The organism is Halomonas sp. A29 (assembly GCF_046723295.1).
GTDB lineage: Bacteria > Pseudomonadota > Gammaproteobacteria > Pseudomonadales > Halomonadaceae > Halomonas.
Genome location: NZ_JAXQPR010000011.1, coordinates 24,257 through 49,198 on the forward strand (window position 1 = coordinate 24,257; position 24,942 = coordinate 49,198).

Consider the following 24,942-nt stretch of genomic DNA (forward strand, 5'->3'; position numbering starts at 1 on the left):
GTCAGGCTTTCGCCGCGCGATTCGGGGCGCGACATCCCACCACGCCCGTTAGTTTGACCTGGATCACAAGCCTCCCGGGAAAAGAAGTATCGGGTATGGTCTTTTTGCTGCGTTGGCCGGACCATCCTTGCATGCCGGCCGAGGCGGCATCGACCCTTTCCCATTTCGCTCGTCTCGGCCACGAACGTTCTCAGTAACTGGCAGGCGACGGTGTCGTCTGCGGGATGGCGGGAGGTGCCGGCCCATGGTGGCGGAACTCGGAAACTTTGCCCTTGTCCTGGCGCTGTGCCTGGCCCTGGCCCAGAGCGTGCTGCCGCTGGTGGGAGCCCAGCTAAAAGATGCCCGCCTGATGCGCAGCGCGCGCTTCCTGGCTGCCGGCCAGTTCGTCTTCCTCTCGCTTTCGCTTGCGGTGCTGACCTGGGCCTTCGTCGCCAGTGACTTCACGGTGCGCTACGTGGCCAGCCACTCCAGTCTCGGCCAGCCGCTGATCTACAAGGTCACGGCAGTGTGGGGCGGCCACGAGGGTTCACTGCTGCTGTGGGTCTTCACCCTCGGGGCCTGGGGAGCCGCCGTGGCCTGTTTCAGCCAGTCGCTGCCCCGTGAGATGTTGGCCCGGGTGCTGGCGGTGCTGGGCATGGTCGGCGTGGGTTTCATCGCCTTCACGCTGTTCACCTCCAACCCCTTCGCGCGCATCGTACCGGGCCCCATGGACGGCCGCGGCATGAACCCGCTACTGCAGGATCCGGGCATGATTCTGCACCCGCCGCTGCTCTACATGGGCTATGTGGGAACGGCGGTGATCTTCGCCTTCGCCATGGCTGCGCTACTCGGCGGCCGGCTGGATGCTGCCTGGGCGCGCTGGTCGCGCCCGTGGACCACGGTGACCTGGGTGTTCCTGACCTTGGGTATCGCGGTGGGCGCCTGGTGGGCCTACTACGAGCTGGGCTGGGGCGGCTGGTGGTTCTGGGATCCGGTGGAGAATGCCTCCTTCCTGCCCTGGCTCACCGCCACGGCGCTGATGCACTCGCTGGCGGTGACCGAGAAGCGTGGCGGCTTCAAGGTCTGGACCCTGATGCTGGCGATCGTCACCTTTGCCCTGACCGTGCTCGGCGCCTTCATCGTGCGCTCGGGGGTCATCACTTCGGTGCATGCCTTTGCCACCGACCCGGAGCGCGGCGTGTTCATTCTGGGCATGCTCACCATCACCCTGCTCGGCTCGCTGACCGTCTACGCTTGGCGTGCCCCCAGGGTGGGCCTCGGCGGCGCCTTTGCCTGGTACTCCCGCGAGTCGCTGCTGCTGGCCAACAATGTGCTGCTGACGGTGGCCTGCGCCGCGGTCTTCATCGGCACTCTCTATCCGCTGGCGCTGGATGCCTTCGGGCTGGGCAAGATCTCGGTGGGACCTCCTTACTTCGACGCGGTGTTCGCCCCACTGATGCTGCCCCTGCTGCTGCTGGTCGGTCTCGGCCCCGCGGTAATGTGGAAGCAGGCCAACCCCGCAGAAACCTTCCGCCAGTTGCGCTGGGTGCTGGCGGTCAGCGTGGTGGCCGGTGGGCTGTGGCCGCTCACTCTTGGCGCTTGGCGTCCGATGACTGCGCTGGCGCTGATGCTGGCGACCTGGATCGTGCTTACGGCGCTGCTCGATATCCACAAGCGCCTGGGGTCGGCGCGTCAGCCGCTCGCTACGCGACTGCGCAAGATCACGCGGCCGAGCTTCATCGGCATGCATCTGGCCCATGTAGGGTTGGCGCTGGTGGTGGTGGCCATTGCCATGGTCAATACCTACGAAGTCGAGCGCGACGTGCGCATGGAGCCAGGCCAGACCGCCTCGGCGGCGGGTTTCGACTTCACCCTGCTGCGCATGGAGGGCGTGCGCGGCCCCAACTGGGAGGCCGACCAGGCGGTAGTCGAGGTCACCCGTGACGGGCGCCCGGTCGCGCTGCTCCACCCGCAGCGCCGCTACTACGACACCCACGCCCAGATGCCCATGAACCAGGCCTCGCTGCACCGCACCGCGACTCGCGACGTCTACGTTTCGCTGGGCGAGCGGCTGGTGGGGGATGCCTGGAGCTTCCGCCTCTACTACAAGCCCTACATGTTCTGGATGTGGTTCGGCGCCATCCTGCTGGCGCTCGGCGGGCTGCTTGCCGCTGCCGACAAGCGCTATCGCCTGGCCAGGCACCGCGTCACCCGCCCGCAGCGTGAAGCTGTGGGTGTCCAGCCTCGGGAGGTGGCAGGCCAATGAAACTGCGCATGCTGATACCGCTGGTGGCCGCGGTCTCCCTGCTCGGGTTGCTGTTCATCGGCCTTGGCATGAACTCCCGCGACCTGCCCTCGCCGCTGGTGGGCAAGCCGGCACCGCCCTTCATGCTGGAGGCGCTGGAGGATGCCGAGCGCGTCGTCACCGAGCAGGATTTCATCGGCGAGGTGGCGTTGGTCAACGTCTGGGCCACCTGGTGCAGCACCTGTCGTTCGGAGAAGCCGCTGCTGATGGAGTTGGCGCGGGGCGGCATTCCCATCCACGCCTTCAATTACCGCGACGAGCGCGAGGCGGCGCTGCGCTATCTCAGCGTCAGCGACAACCCCTACCGCACCATCGCTTACGACCCCAGGGGCGATGCTGGTATCGACTGGGGCGTCTATGCCACCCCGGAAACCTACGTGCTCGACGCCGAAGGCGTGATCCGCTACAAGCGCATCGGGCCGCTGTCGCGCCAGCTGCTGCTCGATGAGGTGCTGCCCCTGATAGAGAGACTCAGAGCAGAAAAGCTGCGCGATGAGCCGCGCGGAAGCGCAGCGAGGAGGGTGGCAAGCTCATGAAAAGACACCTGCTCAACACCCTGCTTGTCCTGCCGCTGTGGCTGGCGGCGGGGCTCGCCATGGCGCTGGCCATCGCCCAGCCGCTGGAGTTCGCAAGCGAGGCCCAGAAGCGCCAATACGACACCCTGGTACGTGAGCTGCGCTGCACGGTGTGCCAGAGCGAAACCATCCACGAATCCAATGCCGAACTGGCCGCCGACATGCGCCGAAGGGTCTACGACATGACCCTGGCCGGGCACGACGCTAACGCCATCGTCGAGTTCATGGTCCAGCGCTACGGCGACTATGTACGTTACCGGCCGCCGCTGCAGGCCAATACCTATCTACTCTGGGCCAGCCCCTTCCTGCTGCTGTTCGGTGGCGCGATCGTGTGGTGGCGCATCGTCGTGGGCCGCCGTCGCATGACGCAGCGACCCGCGTTCACCGCCGATGAGCGCGCCATGCTCGACCGGGTTTATCTAGGCGATAACGCCAAGGGGCCGCTATGAACGGACTGTTTCTGCTGCTGGCCATGGGGCTTTGCGTCTTGGCCCTGGGTTTCGTGGTCACCCCGCTGCTGCGAGCTCCTCGCCGCGACGAAGGACAGTCGCAGCAGGCAATCAACCTGGCCGTGCACCGCGACCGGGCCCGTGAGCTGGAGCACGACCTGGCGGCGGGCACGCTGACCCGGGCCCAGCACGACAGCGCCCTGGCCGACCTGGAGCGTGAGCTGCTCGACAGCGGTGCCATCGGGCACGACGAAGGTCCGGCTCACCAAGATCAGGCGCCGCGGCGTCGTGAGCAGCAAAGCGGCAGGCGAATGCCACTGGTGGCCGCCGGCATCAGCGTGGCCGTGCTGCCGTTCATGGCGACGGGGCTCTACCTGACGGTGGGGCATGCGGAGGAGGTCTTCGCTCTCGCGACACCGGCGGGGGCGATGACGCCTGCCACCCAGGCGTCGCCGCCCTCCGAGGCGACGCTCGAACGCGAATTCCAGCACCTCGTCCAGCAATTGCAGGGGCGCCTGGCGCAAGCGCCTGACGATATCGCGAGCTGGATCCTGCTGGGCCGCACCCTGGTGTTCCTCGATGACCTGGAGGCCGCCGAGCGCGCCTTCCGCGAGGCCATGGCCCATGGCGGCGAGCGGGACCCCGACCTGTTGATCCGCTATGCGGATGTCATGGCCGAGCGCCAGGGCACGCTGGTCGGCGAGCCCCAGCGGCTCATAGAACGCGCCCTGGCCATCGACTCCCGGCACATCCAGGGGCTGTGGTTGGCCGGCTCGTTGGCCTTCCAACAACAAGAGATGGTAGCGGCCCGGGCCTATTGGGAACGACTGCTCGCCGTGCTGCCGGAGGCGTCGCCCGAAGCCGAAGTGATACGCGGCAACCTGAATCGGCTGGCCCAGACGGCGCAGCCGAACGATGCGAGAAAGTTCGAGGAGGTATCCCCATGAAGTCGCCGCTGAGCCCCGAGGCCCTGCAGGCCGTGCGCCAGGTGCCGCTGTTTGCCGGGCTCGAGAACGAAACCCTGGCGCTGCTCACCGAGGGTGCCTTGGAGCGCCGCTATCGCCGTGGCACGCTGCTGTTCAGCAAGGGCGAGCCGGCGGATCGCTTCTATGTAGTGCTGGGCGGCTGGGTCAAGCTGTTCCGCGAGAGTCCCGACGGCAACGAGTGCATGGTGGGACTGTTCACCCGCGGCGAATCCTTTGCCGAAGCGGCGATGTTCGATCGGCTGGGGTTTCCGGTCAATGCGGCGGTGGCCGAGGATGCACGGCTGTTGCTGTTCCCTGCCGAGCACTTCCTGACCACCCTGGAGCGCAACCATGGCCTGGCACTCAATATGCTCGCCAATCTCTCCGGCATGCTGCGCTCGCTGGTGCGCCAGCTCGATCAGCTCACGCTGCAGCCCACCTACCAGAGGCTGGCGGCCTTCATCGTCTCGTTGTGTCCGGACGATGTCGACGAGGCCACCGTCTGTCTGCCCTGCGACAAGCTGCTGATCGCCGGCCGGCTGGGCATGAAACCGGAAAGCTTCTCGCGTGCCATGGCCCGTCTGCGTGACGTCGGCGTCAGCTGTGAGCGCAACTGCGTGCATATCGAAGACATCGCCGCCCTGCGACGCTTTGCCAACACGCCAGAGGAGAATCTACCTGCGCCGCTGCCGAGCGTGGCAGCGGACGCCTCGCGCTGCGCTGCGTTGCGCCCCTGTCGCTGAATTCGTCGGCGCCTTCTCGCCTCTTCTCGCCCTGTCTTGATCCTTGCCCGGCCCGCTCAGCGGGCCTTTTACCGTCTGTCGACGTTTAATTCTTCCCTCCTCTGACTTAAGTCAACTCCAGGATGCATCAATTGACAGTGGTCAAGTGAGACGAAAGGCAAAGCTGCTCTACTGGCCCCAGGTGGGGGGTGGCTGAGAGTCATGGTCGCTGAGCGTAGAAGAAAAGGTCATGTCGGGCACCCGCCAGCCACTACCCGAAGGGGAAACCAAGCGAGGCACGTTATGTACAAGAGAGCATTGACCAAGGGGATCTTCGCCCTCAGCTTCCCGCTGGCCGCCATGGGAACCGCCCACGCCGCGGCACCGGAACTGTCTGCAGAAGAGATGGAGCGCGCCAACACTATCTATTTCCAGCGCTGTGCCGGCTGTCACGGCACCCTGCGCAATGGCGCCACCGGCCCGAACCTGCTGCCGGCAACCACCCAGGAGCTGGGCCAGCGTCGTCTGGAGAGCATCATCACGCTGGGTACCGAAGGCGGCATGAACAACTTCGACGGTATTCTTTCCGCGGATGACATCACGCTGATTTCGCAGTACATCCAGCACGACCCGGTCGACCCGCCGGAGATGTCGCTGGCCGACATGAAGGAGCGCTGGCAGGTATTCGTCGCGCCCGAGGATCTGCCCACCGAGCCCCAGCACGACCGCAACTGGGAAAACTTCATGGTCACCATCCTGCGTGACCGTGGCGCCATGGGCATCATCGACGCCGATACCAAGGAACTGGTCACCGAGGTCGAGACGGGCTATGCCGTGCACGTGGCCAAGGAGAGCTCCGACGGCCGCTTCTGGTACGTCCAGGGCCGTGATGGCCGTCTCTCCAAGATCGACCTGTGGATGGACCCGCCGCAGGTCACCGCCGAAGTCTTTATTGGTTACGACGCCCGCGACGTGGCGGTCTCCCACTACGGCGAGTGGAAGGACAAGTACGTCATCGGTGGCGCCTACTGGCCGCCGCACTTCGTGATCGCCGATGCCGAAACCATGGAGCCGCTGAAGGTCGTCTCCACCCGCAGCTACGACACTCAGGGCAACTTCCGCAACGAGGCTCGCGTCGCCGCGCTCTACAACACTCCGCATGCGCCGACCTTCCTGGTCAACGTCAAGGAGTCCGGCCAGGTCTGGCAGGTCGATTACAGCGATATCGACAACCTGCGCATCGACCAGATGGAGACCGCCGAATACCTGCACGACGGCTTCTTCGACCCCTCTGGTCGTTACTTCCAGATCGCAGCCAACATGAGCGACAAGATGGTGTTCATCGACACCGAGACGCGCAAGTTGGTCAGCATGCTGGAGACCGGCGTCAAGCCTCATCCGGGCCCGGGCGCCAACTGGATCGATCCCGAGTGCGGTCCGGTGGCCGGCACCACCCACCTGGGTGAGGGCCGCATGACCTTCTGGGGCAACGATCCCGAAGGCCATCCCGACCAGGCCTGGCAGATCTGCGACAGCGTCGAGACCGACGGCCCTGGACTCTTCGTGCGCACCCACCCCGATTCCGACAACGTCTGGATCGACCAGGCCATGCATCCCGAGGCCGACGTCAACCAGTGGGTCATGGTCATGAACAAGGAGACCCGCGAGCTGACCCCGATCCACGTCGCCGATCGTCCCGTCGAGCACGACGCCGTGGCCGTGCACATGGAGTACGACCAGACCGGTACCGAAGTGTGGGTTTCCATCTGGGCGCGCGGCGATGGCCATCAGAACGACGGCGCCATCGTGGTCTTCGACGACAAGACGCTTGAAGTGAAGGCGGTGGTCGAGGGCCTCAACACACCGACCGGCAAGTTCAACGTCTACAACCGCAAGAAGCACGTCGGCTGATCAAGCGCCGAGGCCGGGGCGCCCCATGGGTGCCCCGGCTCCTTCTCCAGCCGCTTCACACCTGGGCGACCGATGCCGGGAGTGGCTGGGCAAGGGGCCAGAGATAACACGACAGGGCGGCATGGCGGATCGGCATGGCACCACTGGCGTCATGAAAATTCGGGGAGACTGACATCATGGTGAAGCGTCTACGCAACTGGCGCAGGATCACGATCATGGGGGCTTCGCTCGGCGCCGCCATGATCTTCTTTGTGGCCGGCATCATATTCTGGGGCGGTTTCAATACCGTCATGGAAGCCACCAACAGCTTCAGGTTCTGCAGCACGGCCTGCCATGAAATGAGCTGGGTGCACGAGGAGTACCTCGACCGTCCCCATTACCAGAATTCGACCGGTGTAGGGGCGACCTGCTCCGACTGCCACGTGCCGAATGCCTGGGGGCCGAAGATGATCCGCAAGATCGAGGCCAGCCGCGAGGTATGGCACTGGATGCTGGGCACCATCGATAGCAAGGAGAAGTTCGAGGCCAAGCGTATCCAACTGGCCGAGAACGTCTGGCGCTCAATGCTGCGCACCGATTCTCGCGAATGTCGCAACTGCCACGACTGGTCGGCAATGGATCTCGAGCAGCAGGCCCCCCGGGCGGCCCGCGAGCACGCTCGCGCCTTCGAGCAGGGCCAGACCTGCATCGAGTGCCACCAGGGCATCGCCCACCAGCTGCCCGAAGAGTGGGACGAGTCGCCGGTGTGGGCCTACCGTTTCGAGCATGACGAGCCGGTGACCGACGAGATGCGCAGCGAGCCCGAGCTGCCGCTCGAGGCCGAAGAGCTGGGCGAGGCCGTGACCGTCGAGGGCGACATCGCCGCTACGCTCGACTGGTCCGACGTGCCTGCGCTCGACATCACCCTGTTCCTGCCCGGCCAGGCGTCCATCGAGTGGATCCAGGATGGCAGCGCTCACGGCGGCGGACGCGCCTTCAGCTTCGGCGATCGCTGCATCTGGTGCCACCAGGGCGAAGAGGCGCAGATCGGTGCGCTGGCCACCAGCGCCGAGAAGATCGAGACCTATGACTTGGGTGACAAGCGTGGCCACGTACCTATGACCGTGCAGGCCTCGTTCGACGACGACTACCTGTTCATGCGCTTCCAGTGGGAAGCCGGCGAGCATGCCCCGCTGCCCTTCGTGGAAGGCGGCATGATGGATCCGGAAAACCCCATGAAGCTTACCGTCAGCTTCTCCGACGAGCGCGTCGACATGGCCGACCGCGGCGGCTGCTGGGCCAGCTGCCACCATGACTCCGCCTACATGCCCGACGCCCCGGAAGGCGAGGCGCTGGCGGCCAGTGAACTCGCCGGGCGGCTCGACCTGATGAGCGGCAACGGCGTCACCAAGTACCTGACCGAAAGCCGTACCGAGGTCGAGGTGCGCGGTCGGCGCGGTGCTCCGCGCGGCGGCTGGGACAAGCTCAAGGACGAAGCGGAGATCGCCGAGCTGCTGGGCGGCGGGGTCTACCTCGACCTGGCGCGCTTCAACAGCGGCAATGGCACCGTAGAGTCGGGCTATGTCCTCGACGAGCGCCACTTCTCCGACAGCGAGGCCATCGTGTTCAGTGCAGAAGAGGCCGACGGTGTGTGGACCGCCTACCTGACCCGCGCCCTGCGTACCGGACAGGAAGGCGACAAGCCGCTCGCCACCGACCACAGGTACAGCTTCAACGTGGCGCTGCACGACGATCACGCCGACTCGCGCTTCCACCACGTCTCCTGGCAGCTCGGCCTGGCCTTCGACGCCACTATCCCCGGCGACTTCGACGAGGATCGGGTGGAGATCAATGCCACGCGGGTCTCACGGTGATCGCGCGGCGCAAGTCGGTACTCGCTACCGCCCTTCTGGCCGCCCTGCTTGGCGGGGCGGTCCAGGCCCAGGAAGAGACAGTCGAGGTGGAAATGCGCGACTATGGTTACCACCCCGCCGAACTCGAGATAGCCGTGGGCACCACGGTGCGCTGGGTCAGCGTCGAAAAGCGCACCAGTCACGACGTTTACTTTCCGGAAGACGGGGTCGCCTCGGGGCGCCTCTTCCCCGGGGAGAGCTGGGAGCGCACCTTCGACGAGGCCGGTACCTTCGAATACCACTGTCAGCCCCACGCGAGCCGCGACATGCGCGGCGTGATCCACGTCGTGGCAGAGTGACCATCAAGCGTATCAAGAGTGACCTAGAGGAATTTCCATGGCGATATCCACACGACCCGCAGCGCTTTTCGGCGGGCTTCTGGCCTCGCTGGCACTGGCCTGGGCCGGCGCCGCCACGGCCGCACAAGGCCCCGATGGCTATCGCAGCGCCGAGTTCGGGATGTCCTCCGAAGAGGTGATGGCGCATCTGGATAGCGATGGCGTGGCCGACGTCGAGATACGACAAACCGAGGACGACGACCTCATCATCGACGGTGAACTGCAGGTGGACGGCGAGCCGGAAACGGACCTGCGCTACGTCTTCCCGGCGGGCAGCGATCGGCTCGCCCTGGTGGTGGCGTTTCACCCCAATGTGGAGGACTACGCGATCGTGAAGGCCCGGCTCGAGGCCGAGTACGGCCAGCCGTGGGAAGCGGAGATGGCCGAATGGTGGTTCGAGCAGCTCAAGGCGGGGATGCCGCAGGAGCCGGATAGCCTGGCGGTGTGGGGCGGCGACGGCAGCCAGGGGCGCGAGCGTGGCCGCTTCGTGCGCCTATGGTCGTTCGAGGACTATCTCTCGGTGGAGTATCTCGACACCCGGCTGTTCCCCTAGATGAGGCCGAGGAAGGGCACCAGCGTCAGCGCCAGCATGGCCACGACCGCCAACGCTACCAGCAGCATCTGCACGGGGTGATGGCGCAGGCGCTGCCACAGGGTTGGGGCCTCGCCGCGCTCGACCCGGTCGGCATGCTCTCGCTGTACCCGCTCCTGACGCTCGATCTGGTAACGCTCGAGTACCTCCCGGGCCGCTTCCAGCTGCGAGGCGTCGCGCAGCCAGATGGCGTCCACGCCCAGGCGCCAGAAGCCGGCGTGGGTCTCGTAGGTGTCGAAACCCTGCTCGTCGAGCAGCCGGCGCACCTCCCACGCTTCCTCTTCGGTCACGTTGGCCAGCCGGAACAGCAGCGCCGCCATCAGCCGGCCGCCTCGCACAGCCGCTTGGCACGGTCGATGGCCGCATCGGCGCCCGCCAGTTCGAAGCTCATGAACCAGTAGTCCTCGTCGCCGCGGTCGAAGCGCAGCCGCAGGGTTTCGCCGCCGCGCATCTCGTCGATCAGCAGGTCGATTTCATCAAGGTAGAAGTTGACGTAGAAGCCGCGGTCGCCGCGCTGGGTGATGAATTCAGCCGCCCCGCTGTGAATGGTGGCGTAGTCGACCCGCAGGTCGCCGGGTACCAGGTTGGCCACTCGGCTCTCCGGCTGGTGCTCCTCCAGTTCGACGCGCACCTCCAGCCACGGCAGATCGCACACCCCGGCGGTGTAGTTCACGCTGAGGATGGAGTCGCTGTAGCTGTGCTGTTCGAGCGCGCGAAAATGGCGTTCGTCGCCCAGCGAAAGCACTACCGAGTGCCAGTGCTCGTGCTGTTCGGCATCGCCGACGTTGTAGTTGGTGGCACTGGCCTGCGGCGCGGCGGCGAGGCCTGCCAGCAAGAGCCAGGCAAGGTAGGGGCGAAAACGGGGGCGGTGGGTCGAGGGCATGGCCGGTTTCCTGAACGACGAGCCCCGGATGGTAGCACGCTGCGCTGGGTGCGCCGACTCCGCCCGGTGGAGGCGAAGTCGGCACAGCCGTGTCGCTCAGTGGCTGTTATGCATGCTGCCGTGGGCGGCGTGGCCATGCATGGCGCTGTCGTGTTCCCCGTGGCCAGGCATGCCGCCGTTGTGCTGCATGCCGGCATCCGCCCGGGCAAGCTCGGTCAGGAGTTCCAGGTCGATGTCGCTGAAGGCCAGCACTTCGCCGCCGTGGGTCTCGCGGAAGGCGTCGGCGTGATGGCGCTCCTTGAACGATGCCAGGGTATGTCCCATGGCGCCGCGCTGGGTGTGCCCTGCCACGTACCAGGCGTCACTGGCCAGAATGAAGGCCTTGTCGGCCGGCTGGCTCCAGGGGGTGACGGCCACGTCGTGTACCCAGGCGTGGCTGAGACGGTTCGCGTTCTCGGGCTGCAACAGGAAGGCGAACATGTCGGCGGTGGAGCAGAACTTGCGCACCGTCTCGTCGCGGTTCAGGTAGACCTGCCCCTTGGGGCCGGGCAGTTCCGCGATCAGCATGCCGCACACATGACAGCTGTCGCCGTCGGTGATCGGCTGGGCCGGGGCCAGGGCGGTATCGGCGTCGCTGCGGCAACCCGCCAGCAGCACGGCCAGGACGAGGGCGGTAAGGGTGGTACGAGTCATGGTGATGTTCTCCGAAACGGCCAGGCCAGATGGACGAGCCCGAGAGTATGAACAGGCCCGCTCAAGCGGAATGGTGGCGGAAGCGCAGCACGGCCAGCCCCAGCGGGGCGACGATCCAGCCGACCAGGATCAGCAGCAGCCAGCCGACGTGGAAGGCGCTGCCTTGGGCGATGGCGGTCACGCCGGTGTACGCCTGGGCCGACTCGAAGCCGACCATGTTGATCAGACGGAAGCCGTCGGTGGGGTTGAGCAGCAGCAGCCAGGGCAGCCAGTCGCCGCCGCTCTGCACGCTCACCAGCAGCGCCAGCAGGCCCAGGTCGAAGACCAGCACGAACAGGAACCACACGCCCAGTGCCAGGCCGGCGGCGCGGGCCTTCTCGGTGACCCACACGCTGATCAGATAGGCGAAGGCGATGAACACCCAGCCGAGTAGTACGCTGCTGATGATCAAGAGCCCCAGGCTGGCCACCAGGTCGCCTACCGACACGTCCTCCGCGGCGAAGGCGATCACCGCGCCGGCGACGGAGAAGCCCAGCACCGTAGCGGCGCCCAGGATCAGGCCGTGGCCGAGGAACTTGCCCAGCAGCAGCGAGGTGCGGCTCAGCGGATAGGTCAGCAGCAGCAGCAGGGTGCCGGCTTCCTGCTCGCCAACCACGGCGTCGTAGGCCAGCAGCAGGGCGATCAGCGGAATCAGGAACACCGCCAGGGTCGACAGGCTGACTACGGTAGTGGCAAGGGAGGTAAAGCCCATGCCGCCGCTGGCAGCGGCACCGAACCAGGCGATGCCGACCGCCAGCGCGGCCAGGATCACGGCGATGGCTAGCACCCAGCGGTTGCGCAGGCCGTCCTGGAACTCCTTGCGGGCGACGATGAGGGCGGTGTTCATGGCGTACCTCGCTTGTCCATAGATGACGAAGCCGCGGCGACCGGCGCCGAGAAGTGAGCGTAGAGGTGCTCCAGGGTCGGCGGCATGACGTCGATGTCCTCGACGCCGGGTGTGTCGGTCAGGCGGCGCAGCGCACTCATCTTGGCCGAGGGGTGTACACCCAGCTCCAGCGCGGAGCCGTTGAGATAGCGCGGTGCTATGCGGGTGTCCTCCCAGCCCGCCGACCAGTCCACGCCGGGCCAGCGGCCCTTGGCGCGAATGGTCAACGGCAGCGAGGCCTCGCGACGCAGCTCGTCGAGGCTGCCCAGTGCCAGGCGCCTACCGGCGCCGAGGATCAGCGCGCGGTCGATGTAGGGCTCCACGCCAGGCAGCACGTGGGAGGAGAGCAGCACGGTGCAGCCGCGCTCGCGCAGCTCGCGCACCGTCTCGTAGAAGTCGCGGGTGGCCGCGGGGTCGAGCCCGGTGGTGGGCTCGTCGAGCAGCAGCAGGCGCGGCTCGCCGAGCAGGGCCTGGGCCAGGCCGAGGCGCTGGCGCATGCCCTTGGAGTAGGTCTTCACCCGGCGCTTGGCCGCGTGGCCAAGGCCGACCTTTTCCAGCAGCACGTCGACCTGGCGGCGGTCGACCCGCTTGAGTCGGGCGAAATAGGCGAGTACCTCACGCCCGGAGAGCTGTTCGTAGAAGCTGACGTTCTCGGGCAGGTAGCCCAGGTGGCGGCGCAGCGTCTCGGCATGAGGGCCGTCGGGGGCGCCATCGAGCACCGAGAGCGTACCGGCGCTGGGCGATATCAGGCCCAGGATCAGCTTCATGGTGGTGGTCTTGCCGGCGCCGTTGTGCCCCAGCAGGGCCAGAACTTCACCCTCCTGTACGGTGAGCTCGAGGGCATCGAGGCGGGTGAGGTCGCCATGGCGCTTGGTCAGCCCATGACATTCTATTACCGGGTTCATGATCGGGCCTCTCCAGGGGTGGGGGCATGCATCAACGGGGCGCTGTCCTGCACGCCCTGGGCGCGGAAGATCGGAAACTGGCGCTGTACCCAGCGCAGCGCCACCACGGCCGGGCTGTGCAGCAGCAGACGCGCCTCGGGGTGGCGCCACAGCAGACGGTCGACGGCGTCGTTGGGCTCGTAGGGCGTGTCGCCGACCCCGTCGCCGGCCAGGTCCCAGCCCAGGTAATCGCTCCAGTAGTTGCCGCGGCCTTCGCTCGACCACTCCTGAGTGCGCGTGGCCACGTACATCACCTGCTGGCGGTTGTTGACGAAGGCGTTGCCGTGGATCCGGTTGTTCTCGGAGCCTGCGGTGAGGTGGATGCCGAGTTCGCTGTCGGCCAGGCGGTTGCCGTATATCTCGTTGCTCTGGGAGTTGTAGATGAACAGCGCCTTGCCTTCGGCGCCGAGAGTGACGCCGTGCTCGCTGCCGCCGGGGCCGTGCCAGGCGGTGATGCCACGGATGTCGTTGCCGGCAATGGTGCTGTAGTTGACGTAGTTCATCAGGATGCCGTAGTTCATGTCGCGCTCGGAGCGGTTGTTCACCACTTCGAGGTCACGGGACATCATCAGCGCGTAGCCGGCACGGGTTCCGCTGGTGTGGTTGCCCACGATCTTGCCGCCGTGGGTGAACATGTAATGGATGCCGAAGCGCGAGTCGCGCAGGCGGTTGTTGCGAAACACCAGGTCGCGGCTGGTATCGACGTAGATGGCGTCGCGGGAGTCGCGTACGTCGTTGTCCGCTATCAGGCCGCCATCGATGTTGTACAGGCGGATGGCGTCGCCGCGATCCTGCGAGCGGATGCCGGTATTGCCGACGTAGCGGTTGCCGACCACGCTGGGTGCTTCCAAGTGCCACGCCCAGACGCCGAAGGCCACGTTCTCCATCACGTTGTTCTCGACGTGAATTCGGTGGGCGCCACGCTCGGCGTGTATGCCGGCGTTCATCTCGGTCAGGTTGAAGCCGGAGTTGCGCAGGGTCAGCCCCTCGATGCGCACGTCTTCGGCGCGTACGCGTATCACGTCGCCGCTGCCTTGGCCATCGAGAATTGCCCCGGGCTCGCCGCGCAGGGTCAGGGGCTTGTCGATCTGGATACCGCCGAGATGGATGCCTGCGGCGAGCGTCAACTCGCTGCCGGGAGCGGCAGTATCGATATGAGATTGGAGAGGACCGTTGCCGGGTTCGATGCGCAGCTCACCGAAGGCGAAGGTCGCCGTCAGCAGCAGGGCGCAGCTACCCAGAAAAGAGAAAAGAGTACGTCTCATCACGGTTACCTCAGGTCGGTCTTGGCCGGCCCCGTGGGGCCGGCCGGTTTACATCACGCTTCCACCAGCATCCTGCCGGACATCTCCATGTGCAGGGCGTGGCAGAACCAGCTGCAGTAGTACCAGTGCACGCCGGGCTTGTCGGCGATGAAGGTCACCGACGAGGTCTGCTGGGGGTGGATCTCGAAGTTGATGCCGTGGTTGACCAGCGCGAAGCCATGGCTGACGTCCTCGATGGTGTCCATATTGGTGACCACGATGGTGACTTCGTCGCCCCGCTTCACGCGGAACTCGGTGGTACCGAAGCTCGGCGCCACGGAGGTCATGTAGACGCGTACCTTGTTGCCGTCGCGAATGACCTTATTGTCGCGCTCGAGCGTGACGCCATCGGCCAGGGCCATGGCTACGGTCTCGGCGAAGTAGGGATCGTCGCGGTCGTAGATCGCCTTGGGGTTGAGCTGGTCGGCACGAATCATCAGCGCGTCGTGGGGCTCGGCGTAGGTCGGGCCGTCGTGGATCAGCTTCATCTGCTCGCCAGAGATATCGATCAACTGGTCGTTCTCGGCGTGCATCGGGCCTACCGGCAGGAAGCGGTCCTTGGAGAACTTGCACAGCGCGGTGAGGTACTTGCCGTCGACGTCGCGGCTACAGGCCAGCGAGGCCTTGATGTGGCCGATGTTGTAGTGCACGTCGATACGGTCGCGGATGTAGTTTACCTCCTCGCCGTTGTAGGCGCGGATGGCGTCTTCCACGTTCCACTTCACCACCTGGCTGTCGAGGAACAGCGAGGTGTAGGCGTTGCCGCGGTTGTCGTAGGTGGTGTGCAACGGACCCAGGCCCACTTCCGGTTCGGCGACGACGGTGTCGCGTGGGTCGGACAGACCGCCGTCGAACCACTCGGCCACGCGGGACCACTCGACCACGGTACAGGTGGGGGAGAGCTTGCCGCTGACCACGCAGTACTTGCCTTCCGGGGGCATGGTGTTCACGCCGTGGGGGCTACGCGGGGTCGGCACGTAGAGGGCGAAGGTATTGCGCCCTTCATGGGCCTGCTCGCGAGCGTCGACCACCGGTACCGGTGAGTCACCGATGGTGATGTAGTCACCGGCGGCCACGGCCGCTTCGATGGCGGGAACGTCGAAGAACACCGTCCAGTCGCGCTCCGGACCCATCATCTCCGGCAGGGTCATGCCGCGCGCCGAGTTGTAGCAGGAGGCAGCGACGAAGCGGCCGGTGTAGTCGGTGTCGCAGTTGTCGAGGTTGCCGTCGACGATCGCCTGCCACTTGAGCTCCATGGTCTCGGCATCGAGGCAGGACATCATGGTCCAGTACTGAGATGGGTCGTCCAGGTAGTCGCCGTTGTTGTTCAGCGGCACCACCATTTCACCCGCGGCGAAGACCCGCTCGGTGCTGGGCACACGCTGCAGGGTCAGGCCGTGGATCGACTGCACGTTGGGAATGGTGATGATCTTGTCGGCACGCATGATATCCAGGCGAATACGCGCCACGCGGGTGTTGGCCTTGTCGTTGATGAAGCAGTAGCGGCCATCGTAGCGGGCGTCGGTATAGCTCACCTTGGGGTGGTGGGTGTCGCCGTTGAGCGGGGCGTTCGGGCCCAGCACGCGCTTGGACTCGTTGGTGATGCCCCAGCCGGTGGCGCTGTCGACGTTGAATACCGGGATACGCAGCAGCTCGCGCATGGAGGGCACGCCGAGGATGCGCACTTCGCCGGAGTGGCCGCCGCTCCAGAAGCCGTAGTACTCGTCCAGCTCGCCCGGTGCCACTTCATGGCCGTTGCCCGCAGCGGCTTCGGCCGGGCGGCTGCCCATCAGGGCGCCAGCGCCGAAGCCGCCGGCCAGGCCGGCCCCGGCCACGCCGGTCACCGCGCTGTTGCGCAGGAAGTGCCGCCGGCTGAGATCCTTGATGTGGTCGTTCTTGTCGCTCATGGTTCACTCCTCCTGAAGAGTGGGGATGCGCTGCAGTGTGGCCTGGCTGCCCTGCGCAGCATCGGCCGGAAAGGTTCCCACGGCACCGCCGGCGGAGGAGGCGCGAGTCGCCTTCTCGAAGCGCTTGCGACGCTTGACCATAGGCGGACAGCGCCGGTCGTCGTGGTAGGTCACCTGGCAGTCCAGGCAGTAGTGGCACTCGTTGGCATTGATGCGGCCGTCGGGGTGGATGGCCTGCACTTCGCATTCGTTGGCGCAGATCTGGCAAGGGGTGCCGCAACTGCCGCGGTGGCGCTTGAGCCAGTCGAACAGGCGCAGGCGGGCGGGAATCGCAAGTCCCGCGCCCAGCGGGCAGATGTAGCGGCAGTAGGCCTTGTGGGTGAAGGCCGAGATGGCGAGCAGGCCAAGGGCATAGGCCAGGAAGGCCCACTCGCGCTGGAAGCGCATGGTCACGGCGGTCTTGAACGGCTCCACCTCGGCGTAGCGTTCGGCCTGGCCCAGCGAGTGCAGCGAGACCGCGAACAGCGCCAGCAGGATGATGTACTTGATCGCCCACAGCCGTTCGTGCAGGGCGAAGGGCACTTCGAACTGGGGCACCCTGAGCTTGCGTGCGGCCTTGTTGATCAGCTCCTGCATGGCGCCGAAGGGGCACAGCCAGCCGCAGAACACGCCGCGGCCCCACATCAGCAGCGTCACCGCCACGAACGACCAGAGGATGAACATCATTGGGTCGATCAGGAACGACTCCCAGCTGAAGCCGCCCATCAGCGAATGCACGAAGGTCAGGATATTGACCACCGAGAGCTGGGCCAGGGAGTACCAGCCGATGAACACCACGGTATAGACCAGGAAGCCGACCCGCAGCGGGTTGAACACCTTGGGGTAGCGCACCAGTACATCTTGGAACAGCATGACGGCGGTCAGCACGGTCAGGCCTGCGCCGAGCACCAGGATCTGGAAAGTGCGGTCGCGCCACACCTGAACCCACAGCGCCTCTTCCACCGGTGCCTCGAAGCGTTCGATATAGACTTCCGGAATGCTGTAGTGGGCATTGAAGCGGACGAACTCGGTTTCCAGCGGCCCGGCGGCGCGGCGCACCAGCAGGCCGAGCTCCCAGGGCTCGCCGGGGTCGAACTCGGCTTCGCTGCGGATGATGAAGATGTCGCGCTCTGTCAGCCGCGGTGCGCCGTCGATGCCCAGGCGTACGATGCGGCGATGGTCACTGTCCTGAAAGGCGATGTTGGTGTTGCCCTGGGAGGCTTCGATGCGATCGAAGATGCCGCCGCGCACGTAGCCGGAGCCCTTGAAGGAGTAGTCGCCACTGGCCATGACCCCGATGGCATGCTCGCCCTCTTCGAGTCGCTCCATCAGCTGTTCGTAGACGATGTCGCCGAGCAGGTTGCGACCGGCAGTCGGCGCGTTGAGATAGGTGACGTAAAGATCGATGAAGGTGCTGTCGGCCGCCTGACCGCTGGCGTAGCCTTCTGCTGCGGTGCCGACGAAGGCCTCGTCGATCTCGCCGTGGGTCAGGTGCAGGCGGCGGATGGTGCCGTCGCCGACCAGCGTTTCCCAGTTGGCCGGCTCGAACACGTCGTAGCGCACCTCGGCGGGGGGAGTGGCCAGTGGATCCTCGATAAGCCCCTGTTCGGCAGCCACCCGGCGGGCGGAGCGCATCACCGTCTCGGTCAGCACGATCACGGTCACCGTGGCGCCGGAGATGGCATCCAGATTCTCGCCGACGCGTAGCCGCTCGCTGACGTGATGGGGGACGTGGGCGCCGGCATAGTCGACCAGACGCTGCTCGGGGATGCCCACCAGCATGATCGGCTCTTCATGCCCGAGAATGATGGCCTGGGTGATGCGGGCCTCCAGGTCGATGCCGACCAGCATGTTGATCGGTTTGCCCGAATAGGCCGGAATCGGTGCGACATCGTCGGTTTCAAAGACGTAACCCAGCAGCGTCTCACCGGCATAGACCGCCTTGGCGGCATGTTTCCCTGTCACATCGGCAAGGCGAGTGGCAGCGGGAAAGCCGGTTTTCACCTGTGACAGCTCGAAGGCATGGGCGGGTAGGCCGAGCAGCACCAACAGGCCGAGTAGCCAGATGAAGGCTAGAGAAAAGAGCGGGCTGCGCCGGGTGGACATGAGGCGTTCCTTAATTGCGTGCCCGTCGCAGTGAACGTAAAAGGCGACAGGCATTAACAGGTATTCGAAATGAATCTTTTGTACCTGACGCCATCATGCCAGCTGGCTGGCTGTCCTTAATTGACTTGGGTCATGGGCGGTGTGACGTATATCAAGTTCGAAGAGGTAACACTTTTGGAGTAGGCGCTTCGAAAACGTCGCGGTACGACGAAACAGGCAAGGGCAGGGATGGGGATGGGGCGGCGGAGTGAGTCGCCACGAGAAAGGCGTGCAGGCCCGGTGGAACCCCCACCGAAGCCTGCAGCAGGGGACGGGTTAGAGTACCGGCTCGAGCATGAAGTCGACGGCAGCCTTGACTTCCTCGTCGCTGAGATTCATGTGTCCACCCTTCGGCGGCATGGCACCGAAGCCCTCGATGGAGTGTGCATACAGGGTGTCCATGTCCTGTTCCAGGCGCGGCGCCCAGGCATCGGCATCGCCCTTGATCGGCGCACCGGCAGCTCCGGTCATGTGGCAGGCCATGCAAGCCTGGTTGTAGATCGCCTCGCCATCGGGCTCGGCTTGGGCAGTGACGGTGAATGCCAGGGCGGCGGCGCCGACAAGAAGAGCGGCGGTAAACTTCTTCATGGTTTTCTCCTGATACTTGTGGTCACGGTGAATCAAGTCGGGTCTGGGTAGAACCTCTTTGGGTCTGGCCTCGCTGCAAAAGCCAAATGGAGTTTGGCACATCTAGTGGGCGCTTATCGGGATCTGCATCAAGCGGGCGAGCTGTGGCTGTCGCTTGCCCAGCATGTCGGCCAGGGTGTACTGGTCCAGTACCGCCAGAAAGGCACCGAGAGCCTCGTTGAGGATCGGCTTGAGTCGGCAGGCCGGCGTAATGATGCAGTCGTTGCTGTCGCGGAGGCATTCCACCAGGCCGAGTTCGTGCTCGGTATCGCGTACCAGCGCGCCCAGGGTGATCTCCTCGGGAGAGCGATTGAGCACCATGCCGCCGTTCTTGCCGCGAATGGTGATGATATAGCCTCTGTGGCTGAGGTCCTGTACCACCTTCATCAGGTGATTGCGCGACACGCCGAAACTCTCCGCAATCTCATGGATGGTGGCGCGCTCCTCGCCCTTGACGGCCAGGTAGATCAGTACGCGCAAGGCGTAGTCGGTATAGCGGGTCAGGTGCATGGCAAGTCCGGCGTTGGCTTGATAAGCATCAATTTAAGTACCCTAAAACCGCTTTATCATAACAGTACTTGGATCGTGGCGTTCGCTGCTAGTCGTCGGTGTGGCATCGGGTCGCGTCCAGAGAAAAGCGGCCACACAGCAGAAGATCGATGCTGTCACGCCCAACACGGGGGTGGGCGCACCGCCCAGCCATAGTATCAGCCAGCTCAGGGCCAGCAGTAACGTGGCAACACGCTTTGCCGGCCTGGGTATGGCTCGCTGCTGCCGCCAGGCCCGTAAGGTCGGCCCTAGCCGCGGGTGCTGCCATAGCCAGCTCGCCAGGCGTGGCGAACCCTTGGGCGCTGCCCAGGCGGCCAGCAGCAGAAAGGGAGTGGTCGGCAACAGCGGTACCACCAGCCCGGCGGTGCCCAGACCGACGGCACCATAGGCCAGCATGCGCCAGCCGAAGCGTACCAGTGTCTCCTGCATGGCCATCTCCTCTTCTGCGGCAGCACGGTTTCCCGGAGCCCTACTAAGTAGTATTTTATATACATGTTATTGCAATTGCCAAGCTCGGTCTCGATGCGCCCGGCTTGCTCCCCAATGGCGCTACAGCTGCACGCAGCGAGCAAACTTGACTCGGGACAAGAGAGCGGCGAGCTGTCGAGACGACATCCGGCTGCGATGCCATACTGACGCGCAATACGGCATGGCGAGTACCATGTCGAGGTTTCAAGAGGCCGCTTTCGATCATGCAAGACGATCAGCTTTTCAATCGCCCCCTGGTGGAGAAATACGACCGCCCCGGGCCACGTTATACCTCCTACCCGACCGCGCCCCAGTTTCATGCGGCCTTCGCCGAGGACGACTACCGTGCCGCCGCCGAGCGTAGCAACCGGGTTGCCTCGCCCAAGCCGCTGTCGGTCTATGTGCACATCCCGTTCTGCAAGAGCCTTTGCTACTACTGCGCCTGCAACAAGATCATCACCCACAACACTGAGCGGGCCGCGGAGTATCTGACCTGGCTGAAGCAGGAGATACGCCTGCAGGGCGCACTGTTCGACGAGGCGCGGCGAATGACCCAGCTGCATCTCGGCGGCGGCACGCCGACTTACCTCAGCAATGCCCAGCTAGGTGAGCTGATGGCGGCCCTCGACCAGGCGTTCCATTTCGCCCCGGTGGAGGAGCGAGAGTTTTCGCTGGAGGTCGACCCGCGTACGGTCACGCCGGCGCAGATCCATGAGCTCCACGACCTCGGCTTCAATCGCCTCAGCTTCGGCGTGCAGGACTTCGATGCCGACGTGCAGAAGGCGGTCAACCGCGTACAGAGCGAGGAGCAGGTGATCGAGCTGGTGGCCGCCGCCCGTGAAGCCGGCTTTCAGTCGGTCAGCGTCGATTTGATCTACGGCCTGCCGCTGCAGACGGTAGAGAGCTTCGATACCACCCTCGAGAAGATCATCGCCCTGCGTCCCGACCGCATTGCCGCCTACAGCTACGCGCACCTGCCCGAGCTGTTCAAGGCCCAGCGGCTGATCCGCCCCGAGGACATGCCGCCGCCGGAGCGCAAGCTGGAGCTGCTGGAGCTGACCATTCGTCGACTGACTGCGGCCGGCTACGTCTATATCGGCATGGACCACTTCGCCCTGCCCGACGACGAGCTGACCCTGGCCAGGGAGAACGGCACCCTGCAGCGCAACTTCCAGGGCTACTCCACCCATGCCGACTGCGACATGATCGGCCTGGGTATCACTTCCATCGGCAAGGTCGGCGACAGCTACAGTCAGAACGTCAAGGAGACCGCCCAGTACCAGGCACGGCTCGAAGCGGGGCGGCTGCCGGTGATGCGCGGCTACCGCCTCAACGACGACGACCGCCTGCGCCGCGACGTGATCAACGCCCTGATGTGTCACGGCCGAATCGACTTCGCTGCCATCGAGGCGCGCCACGACATCGTCTTCCGCGACTACTTCGCCGAAGCCCTCGGCGAGCTCAAAGAAATGCAGGCGGATGGCCTGCTGTCGATCCAGGACGGGGCCATCGAAGTGCTGCCCACCGGGCGCCTGATGATGCGCAACATGGCGATGGCCTTCGATGCCTACCTCAAGCCCAATGAGGGGCGCTTCTCACGTACCGTCTAATCTACCCACCGAAATACAACGGCGCCCCGCGGGGGCGCCGTTTGCGTTTCGGCAGGTGTGCTTAGGAAGCGTTTCCTCAACCGACCCGTTCGAACAGCAAGTTGTTCTCCAGGTGGATGTGCTCCATCAGGTCCTCGCGGAACTCGCGCAGGCCGGTGTAGAGCGCACGCCAGGTGGTGCAGGCACCCTTGGGCGGGGTGATGTCGTCGGTGAGCAGCATCACCTGCTCCAGGTTCACGCCGTGGTCGTCGTGTTCCTGGCGCATCACGGCGATCGGCCCCTGGGCCCGGGCACCCATGCCGCTGCGCAGCAACGGGAACAGGATCTGCTCCTCCTTCTGCATGTGGCTCTCCATCTCCTGGTAAATCATCGTCAAGAGTTCGGCGAGCCCGTTCGGGCAGCTGTCGCGCTCACCGTGCACCTGCTCGACCCGGCGGGCCATGCGGATCAGTTCGGGCAGCTGGGCGCGGTGCACGTCGTGGTAACGGGTGAGAATGTGATCGATAAGCTCGTCATTGCTGGCCTCGCGCCAGTCGCGCTGCTCGCTGCTGGCGGCCGGTAGCGCCTCGAGTTCGGCGACGAGTCGGTCGACGTGCAGGCCAGCTCGCTCGGCGGCCTGGCGCAGGCTGATGCGCCCGCCGCAGCAGAAGTCGATATTGTGGGTATGGAAGATGCGGGTGGCGCCGGGCAGCGACAGGGCAATGCGGCCAACGGTCTGTTCGAGCAGGTTCATGAGCGTGCCTCTGCAAAAGGGAAAGACGCTTAACTGGAGCAAGTGGCGTGCCAGGTTGTGTTTTTCTTTTATGACAATGGGTTGTCTGATTTATGGTGAAAAATACCCTGCTGTGTTAGGGTTTTATTAACCCAGATGTGGTGATTTCAACCATGCTCGACGACTCGCTTCTCGCCGACCTTGCCGCCGACCTGCCTAGCGCCGTGCGTTTGCAGCGGCTGGTACGCACCCTGCGCGAGAGCTTCTGCTGTGGTGCGGTGTGCCTGCTGCGCCTTCGGGATGATGTGCTGGTACCAGTGGCAGTGGAAGGTCTGGTGCGCGAGGCGCTGGGGCGGCGCTTCGAGGTGGCCCGCCACCCGCGCCTGGCGGCCATTCTCACCAGCCGCAGCTCGACCCTGTTTCCGCCGGATTCGACCCTGCCCGATCCCTATGACGGCCTGGTCGAGCATCAGCCCGGCGAGCCGCTGCACGTGCACGACTGCATGGGCATCAGCCTGCATGTCGAAGGGGAGCCTTGGGGTGTGCTGACCCTGGATGCCCTGGTAGCCGGCACCTTCGACGATGCGTCGCGCACGGCGCTGGAGCGCTACGCGCTGCTGGTCGAATCGGCGGTGCGTGTCTCGCGCCTGGAGCAGGAGGTGCGAGCGCTGCGCATGGCGCACCAGGGCGCGGTCATACAGGCCGAGCCCGGTGAAGGCGGAGACATTCTTGGGCACAGCGTCGTATTGCAGCGGCTGCTGCGTGAACTCGACGTGGTGGCCGATTCCGATCTCCCGGTACTGCTGATGGGCGAAACCGGCGTGGGCAAGGAGCTGTTCGCTCGCCGGTTGCACCAGCGCTCGCCGCGCCGGGATCAGCCGCTGATACAGGTCAACTGTGCGGCGCTGCCGGAAACGCTGGCCGAAAGCGAGCTGTTCGGGCACGTTAAGGGGGCCTTTTCGGGGGCCACGGCAGGCCGTGCGGGACGCTTCGAGGCCGCCGACGGCGGTACCTTGTTCCTCGACGAGGTCGGCGAGCTGCCCATCCCCATCCAGGCCAAGCTGCTGCGGGCGTTGCAGAATGGCGAAATTCAGCGTCTGGGCGAGGACACTCCGCGGCGGGTCGACGTGCGCATCATCGCCGCTACCAATCGCCAGCTGGCCGACGGCGTACGCGACGGCCATTTTCGTGCCGACCTCTATCATCGCCTCTCGGTCTACCCGGTGGCGATCCCGCCGCTGCGCGAACGCGACAGTGACGTGCTGGTGCTGGCCGGCCACTTTCTCGAGATCAACCGCGCCCGGCTCGGGGTGCGTAGCTTGCGACTTGCGCCGGCGGCCGAGGCAGCACTGCTCGATTACGCCTGGCCGGGCAACGTGCGCGAACTGGAGCACGTCATCAGCCGGGCGGCGATCAAGGCGCTGGGCCATGGCGCACGGCGTGACGACATCGTCACCCTCGAGTCTGAGTGGCTCGACTTGCCACATGTCGGAGCGTTGAAAACCCCAAGGGACGAGGAGAGCGAGACTGAAGTGCGCCCCGGGGCCGTGCAAGCGCTGCGTCATCAGGTCGAATCCGCCCAGCGACGGGCGATTCGTCAGGCGCTGGCCATATGCGACGGCAACTGGGCAAATGCCGCTCGGGGGCTGGCCGTGGACCCCAGCAACCTGCACAAGCTGGCGCGCCGCTTGGGGATCAAATAGTTACCGCAATGCAAGAGCTAGCGTTAAAAATAAAGTCTAGATGTGGTGCTTGATCCGGCTCTCTTGGCTATATATGGTAGCCAAGGCCCTGGGTAAGGGCATTGTCACGGGCTTGACGCATATCAGTGCAGGCGGGCGGCGTCGGGCTTAGGATGATCGGTTTCGTGGCCTTGTGGCCGCGCCGAATCCACCGGTTCGCTCCATCGGAGAGTCGCCATGTTGCCGTTGCCCCTGTCGCGTTTGCCACGCCCGCCCGCGCCGGCCCGCCTTATCCGCGCCATCGACCCCCGCGTGCCATTCCGGGTCAAACGCCAGCTGATCGAACCGCTGCTCAACCGCACCTTCGCCGAGCCCTTGGCCGAGGGCGAGTTCGATGCGCTGGAAGGGCGACGGATTTCGCTGCATCTCGAGGATCTGGGCATGATCCTGACGCTGACCCTCGAGCAGGAGCGCTTCAGGCTCTCCCTGGAGGTGGGCGAGGCCACCATTCGCGGCGGGTGGCGCGAGTTCCTGTGTCTGGCAACCCGGCGCGAGGACCCCGACGCGCTGTTCTTCCAACGCCGCCTTGTGATCGAGGGCGATACCGAGCTCGGCCTGATGGTCAAGAACCTGCTGGACGGCCGCGAAGAAGGGCTGGCCCAGGGCCGGCTCGGCGAGTGGTTGGCGCGCCTCGAACGCATGGCGCGTCAGCAATCTTGAACGATT

General features: G+C 65.3%; 24 protein-coding genes. 12 read left to right on the forward strand and 12 right to left on the reverse strand.

Annotated elements, in window-relative coordinates:
* The first annotated feature begins 244 nt into the window (after nucleotides 1-244).
* The 9 genes from SPH52_RS19065 to SPH52_RS19105 all read left to right on the forward strand — a co-directional run bounded on the left by SPH52_RS19065 (nucleotide 245) and on the right by SPH52_RS19105 (nucleotide 9,689).
* A complete protein-coding gene (locus SPH52_RS19065; RefSeq protein WP_411796643.1) occupies nucleotides 245-2,245 on the forward strand; it encodes a heme lyase CcmF/NrfE family subunit in 2,001 nt (666 codons plus the stop codon).
* The gene (locus tag SPH52_RS19070; protein ID WP_411796644.1) at nucleotides 2,242-2,820 is read left to right on the forward strand and encodes a DsbE family thiol:disulfide interchange protein; all 579 of its coding nucleotides are present in this window, start codon (nucleotides 2,242-2,244) and stop codon (nucleotides 2,818-2,820) included. Before SPH52_RS19065 ends, SPH52_RS19070 begins: the two co-directional genes overlap by 4 nt.
* The gene (locus SPH52_RS19075; RefSeq protein ID WP_411796645.1) at nucleotides 2,817-3,308 is read left to right on the forward strand and encodes a cytochrome c-type biogenesis protein; all 492 of its coding nucleotides are present in this window, start codon (nucleotides 2,817-2,819) and stop codon (nucleotides 3,306-3,308) included. Before SPH52_RS19070 ends, SPH52_RS19075 begins: the two co-directional genes overlap by 4 nt.
* On the forward strand, nucleotides 3,305-4,255 hold the full coding sequence (ccmI, locus tag SPH52_RS19080; protein WP_411796646.1) for a c-type cytochrome biogenesis protein CcmI: 951 nt from the start codon (nucleotides 3,305-3,307) through the stop codon (nucleotides 4,253-4,255). Before SPH52_RS19075 ends, ccmI begins: the two co-directional genes overlap by 4 nt.
* Nucleotides 4,252-5,016, forward strand: a complete 765-nt coding sequence (locus SPH52_RS19085; protein ID WP_411796647.1) for a Crp/Fnr family transcriptional regulator — start codon at nucleotides 4,252-4,254, stop codon at nucleotides 5,014-5,016. Before ccmI ends, SPH52_RS19085 begins: the two co-directional genes overlap by 4 nt.
* A 282-nt stretch (nucleotides 5,017-5,298) precedes the next feature.
* Nucleotides 5,299-6,906, forward strand: coding sequence for a cytochrome D1 domain-containing protein (locus tag SPH52_RS19090; protein ID WP_411796648.1), 1,608 nt, complete (start codon nucleotides 5,299-5,301; stop codon nucleotides 6,904-6,906).
* A 176-nt stretch (nucleotides 6,907-7,082) separates the two neighbouring features.
* Nucleotides 7,083-8,759 carry a NapC/NirT family cytochrome c gene (locus SPH52_RS19095; RefSeq protein ID WP_411796649.1) on the forward strand — a complete coding sequence of 559 codons (1,677 nt, stop codon included), beginning with the start codon at nucleotides 7,083-7,085 and terminating at the stop codon, nucleotides 8,757-8,759.
* Nucleotides 8,756-9,097: a plastocyanin/azurin family copper-binding protein gene (locus tag SPH52_RS19100; RefSeq protein WP_411796650.1), complete on the forward strand. Its 342-nt coding sequence runs from the start codon at nucleotides 8,756-8,758 to the stop codon at nucleotides 9,095-9,097. The genes SPH52_RS19095 and SPH52_RS19100 overlap by 4 nt, the downstream gene beginning before the upstream one ends.
* 37 nt (nucleotides 9,098-9,134) lie before the next feature.
* Nucleotides 9,135-9,689, forward strand: a complete 555-nt coding sequence (locus SPH52_RS19105; RefSeq protein WP_411796651.1) for a hypothetical protein — start codon at nucleotides 9,135-9,137, stop codon at nucleotides 9,687-9,689.
* On the opposite strand, the gene SPH52_RS19110 is transcribed toward SPH52_RS19105, so the two are convergent.
* From SPH52_RS19110 to SPH52_RS19160, 11 genes are all read right to left on the reverse strand, one after another.
* Nucleotides 9,686-10,048: a DUF6164 family protein gene (locus tag SPH52_RS19110; protein WP_411796652.1), complete on the reverse strand. Its 363-nt coding sequence runs from the start codon at nucleotides 10,046-10,048 to the stop codon at nucleotides 9,686-9,688. The two genes, SPH52_RS19105 and SPH52_RS19110, sit on opposite strands and share 4 nt — an antisense overlap.
* Nucleotides 10,048-10,611, reverse strand: a complete 564-nt coding sequence (locus SPH52_RS19115) for a hypothetical protein (protein WP_411796653.1) — start codon at nucleotides 10,609-10,611, stop codon at nucleotides 10,048-10,050. Before SPH52_RS19115 ends, SPH52_RS19110 begins: the two co-directional genes overlap by 1 nt.
* 96 nt (nucleotides 10,612-10,707) lie before the next feature.
* Nucleotides 10,708-11,304: a nitrous oxide reductase accessory protein NosL gene (locus SPH52_RS19120; protein ID WP_411796654.1), complete on the reverse strand. Its 597-nt coding sequence runs from the start codon at nucleotides 11,302-11,304 to the stop codon at nucleotides 10,708-10,710.
* 61 nt (nucleotides 11,305-11,365) lie between these two features.
* Nucleotides 11,366-12,190, reverse strand: a complete 825-nt coding sequence (locus SPH52_RS19125) for an ABC transporter permease (protein ID WP_411796655.1) — start codon at nucleotides 12,188-12,190, stop codon at nucleotides 11,366-11,368.
* The gene (locus tag SPH52_RS19130; protein ID WP_411796656.1) at nucleotides 12,187-13,134 is read right to left on the reverse strand and encodes an ABC transporter ATP-binding protein; all 948 of its coding nucleotides are present in this window, start codon (nucleotides 13,132-13,134) and stop codon (nucleotides 12,187-12,189) included. Before SPH52_RS19130 ends, SPH52_RS19125 begins: the two co-directional genes overlap by 4 nt.
* Nucleotides 13,131-14,438 (reverse strand): nitrous oxide reductase family maturation protein NosD, encoded by a 1,308-nt coding sequence (locus SPH52_RS19135; RefSeq protein WP_411796657.1) that lies wholly within the window; start codon nucleotides 14,436-14,438, stop codon nucleotides 13,131-13,133. Before SPH52_RS19135 ends, SPH52_RS19130 begins: the two co-directional genes overlap by 4 nt.
* A gap of 53 nt (nucleotides 14,439-14,491) precedes the next feature.
* The gene (gene nosZ / locus SPH52_RS19140; protein WP_411796658.1) at nucleotides 14,492-16,384 is read right to left on the reverse strand and encodes a TAT-dependent nitrous-oxide reductase; all 1,893 of its coding nucleotides are present in this window, start codon (nucleotides 16,382-16,384) and stop codon (nucleotides 14,492-14,494) included.
* A gap of 3 nt (nucleotides 16,385-16,387) precedes the next feature.
* Nucleotides 16,388-18,529, reverse strand: coding sequence for a transcriptional regulator NosR (gene nosR / locus SPH52_RS19145; protein ID WP_411796659.1), 2,142 nt, complete (start codon nucleotides 18,527-18,529; stop codon nucleotides 16,388-16,390).
* A gap of 315 nt (nucleotides 18,530-18,844) precedes the next feature.
* On the reverse strand, nucleotides 18,845-19,156 hold the full coding sequence (locus tag SPH52_RS19150) for a c-type cytochrome (protein WP_411796660.1): 312 nt from the start codon (nucleotides 19,154-19,156) through the stop codon (nucleotides 18,845-18,847).
* Between the two features lie 102 nt (nucleotides 19,157-19,258).
* Entirely contained in the window at nucleotides 19,259-19,705 is a 447-nt protein-coding gene (locus tag SPH52_RS19155; protein WP_411796661.1) for an Rrf2 family transcriptional regulator, read from the reverse strand.
* A gap of 42 nt (nucleotides 19,706-19,747) precedes the next feature.
* Nucleotides 19,748-20,173 (reverse strand): YbaN family protein, encoded by a 426-nt coding sequence (locus tag SPH52_RS19160; protein WP_411796662.1) that lies wholly within the window; start codon nucleotides 20,171-20,173, stop codon nucleotides 19,748-19,750.
* A 263-nt stretch (nucleotides 20,174-20,436) separates the two neighbouring features.
* Here SPH52_RS19160 and hemN point away from each other — a divergent pair, with 263 nt between their 5' ends.
* Nucleotides 20,437-21,822, forward strand: a complete 1,386-nt coding sequence (gene hemN, locus SPH52_RS19165) for an oxygen-independent coproporphyrinogen III oxidase (RefSeq protein WP_411796663.1) — start codon at nucleotides 20,437-20,439, stop codon at nucleotides 21,820-21,822.
* A gap of 76 nt (nucleotides 21,823-21,898) precedes the next feature.
* Here hemN and ytfE read toward each other — a convergent pair whose 3' ends face one another.
* On the reverse strand, nucleotides 21,899-22,555 hold the full coding sequence (gene ytfE / locus SPH52_RS19170) for an iron-sulfur cluster repair protein YtfE (protein WP_411796664.1): 657 nt from the start codon (nucleotides 22,553-22,555) through the stop codon (nucleotides 21,899-21,901).
* Nucleotides 22,556-22,707: 152 nt separating this feature from the next.
* On the opposite strand from ytfE, the gene norR reads away from it, so the two are divergent.
* Entirely contained in the window at nucleotides 22,708-24,237 is a 1,530-nt protein-coding gene (gene norR, locus SPH52_RS19175) for a nitric oxide reductase transcriptional regulator NorR (RefSeq protein WP_411796665.1), read from the forward strand.
* Between the two features lie 216 nt (nucleotides 24,238-24,453).
* A complete protein-coding gene (locus tag SPH52_RS19180) occupies nucleotides 24,454-24,936 on the forward strand; it encodes an SCP2 domain-containing protein (protein ID WP_411796666.1) in 483 nt (160 codons plus the stop codon).
* Nucleotides 24,937-24,942 lie beyond the last annotated feature (6 nt).

Excerpts from the sequence above, each read along its gene's own strand:
- SPH52_RS19065 (WP_411796643.1), top strand. The coding sequence starts at position 245 with ATGGTGGCGGAACTCGGAAACTTTGCCCTTGTCCTGGCGCTGTGCCTG.
- SPH52_RS19070 (WP_411796644.1), top strand. The coding sequence starts at position 2,242 with ATGAAACTGCGCATGCTGATACCGCTGGTGGCCGCGGTCTCCCTGCTC.
- SPH52_RS19075 (WP_411796645.1), top strand. The coding sequence starts at position 2,817 with ATGAAAAGACACCTGCTCAACACCCTGCTTGTCCTGCCGCTGTGGCTG.
- ccmI (WP_411796646.1), top strand. The coding sequence starts at position 3,305 with ATGAACGGACTGTTTCTGCTGCTGGCCATGGGGCTTTGCGTCTTGGCC.
- SPH52_RS19085 (WP_411796647.1), top strand. The coding sequence starts at position 4,252 with ATGAAGTCGCCGCTGAGCCCCGAGGCCCTGCAGGCCGTGCGCCAGGTG.
- SPH52_RS19090 (WP_411796648.1), top strand. The coding sequence starts at position 5,299 with ATGTACAAGAGAGCATTGACCAAGGGGATCTTCGCCCTCAGCTTCCCG.
- SPH52_RS19095 (WP_411796649.1), top strand. The coding sequence starts at position 7,083 with ATGGTGAAGCGTCTACGCAACTGGCGCAGGATCACGATCATGGGGGCT.
- SPH52_RS19105 (WP_411796651.1), top strand. The coding sequence starts at position 9,135 with ATGGCGATATCCACACGACCCGCAGCGCTTTTCGGCGGGCTTCTGGCC.
- SPH52_RS19110 (WP_411796652.1), bottom strand. The coding sequence starts at position 10,048 with ATGGCGGCGCTGCTGTTCCGGCTGGCCAACGTGACCGAAGAGGAAGCG.
- SPH52_RS19115 (WP_411796653.1), bottom strand. The coding sequence starts at position 10,611 with ATGCCCTCGACCCACCGCCCCCGTTTTCGCCCCTACCTTGCCTGGCTC.
- SPH52_RS19120 (WP_411796654.1), bottom strand. The coding sequence starts at position 11,304 with ATGACTCGTACCACCCTTACCGCCCTCGTCCTGGCCGTGCTGCTGGCG.
- SPH52_RS19125 (WP_411796655.1), bottom strand. The coding sequence starts at position 12,190 with ATGAACACCGCCCTCATCGTCGCCCGCAAGGAGTTCCAGGACGGCCTG.
- SPH52_RS19130 (WP_411796656.1), bottom strand. The coding sequence starts at position 13,134 with ATGAACCCGGTAATAGAATGTCATGGGCTGACCAAGCGCCATGGCGAC.
- SPH52_RS19135 (WP_411796657.1), bottom strand. The coding sequence starts at position 14,438 with ATGAGACGTACTCTTTTCTCTTTTCTGGGTAGCTGCGCCCTGCTGCTG.
- nosZ (WP_411796658.1), bottom strand. The coding sequence starts at position 16,384 with ATGAGCGACAAGAACGACCACATCAAGGATCTCAGCCGGCGGCACTTC.
- nosR (WP_411796659.1), bottom strand. The coding sequence starts at position 18,529 with ATGTCCACCCGGCGCAGCCCGCTCTTTTCTCTAGCCTTCATCTGGCTA.
- SPH52_RS19150 (WP_411796660.1), bottom strand. The coding sequence starts at position 19,156 with ATGAAGAAGTTTACCGCCGCTCTTCTTGTCGGCGCCGCCGCCCTGGCA.
- SPH52_RS19155 (WP_411796661.1), bottom strand. The coding sequence starts at position 19,705 with ATGCACCTGACCCGCTATACCGACTACGCCTTGCGCGTACTGATCTAC.
- SPH52_RS19160 (WP_411796662.1), bottom strand. The coding sequence starts at position 20,173 with ATGCAGGAGACACTGGTACGCTTCGGCTGGCGCATGCTGGCCTATGGT.
- hemN (WP_411796663.1), top strand. The coding sequence starts at position 20,437 with ATGCAAGACGATCAGCTTTTCAATCGCCCCCTGGTGGAGAAATACGAC.
- ytfE (WP_411796664.1), bottom strand. The coding sequence starts at position 22,555 with ATGAACCTGCTCGAACAGACCGTTGGCCGCATTGCCCTGTCGCTGCCC.
- norR (WP_411796665.1), top strand. The coding sequence starts at position 22,708 with ATGCTCGACGACTCGCTTCTCGCCGACCTTGCCGCCGACCTGCCTAGC.
- SPH52_RS19180 (WP_411796666.1), top strand. The coding sequence starts at position 24,454 with ATGTTGCCGTTGCCCCTGTCGCGTTTGCCACGCCCGCCCGCGCCGGCC.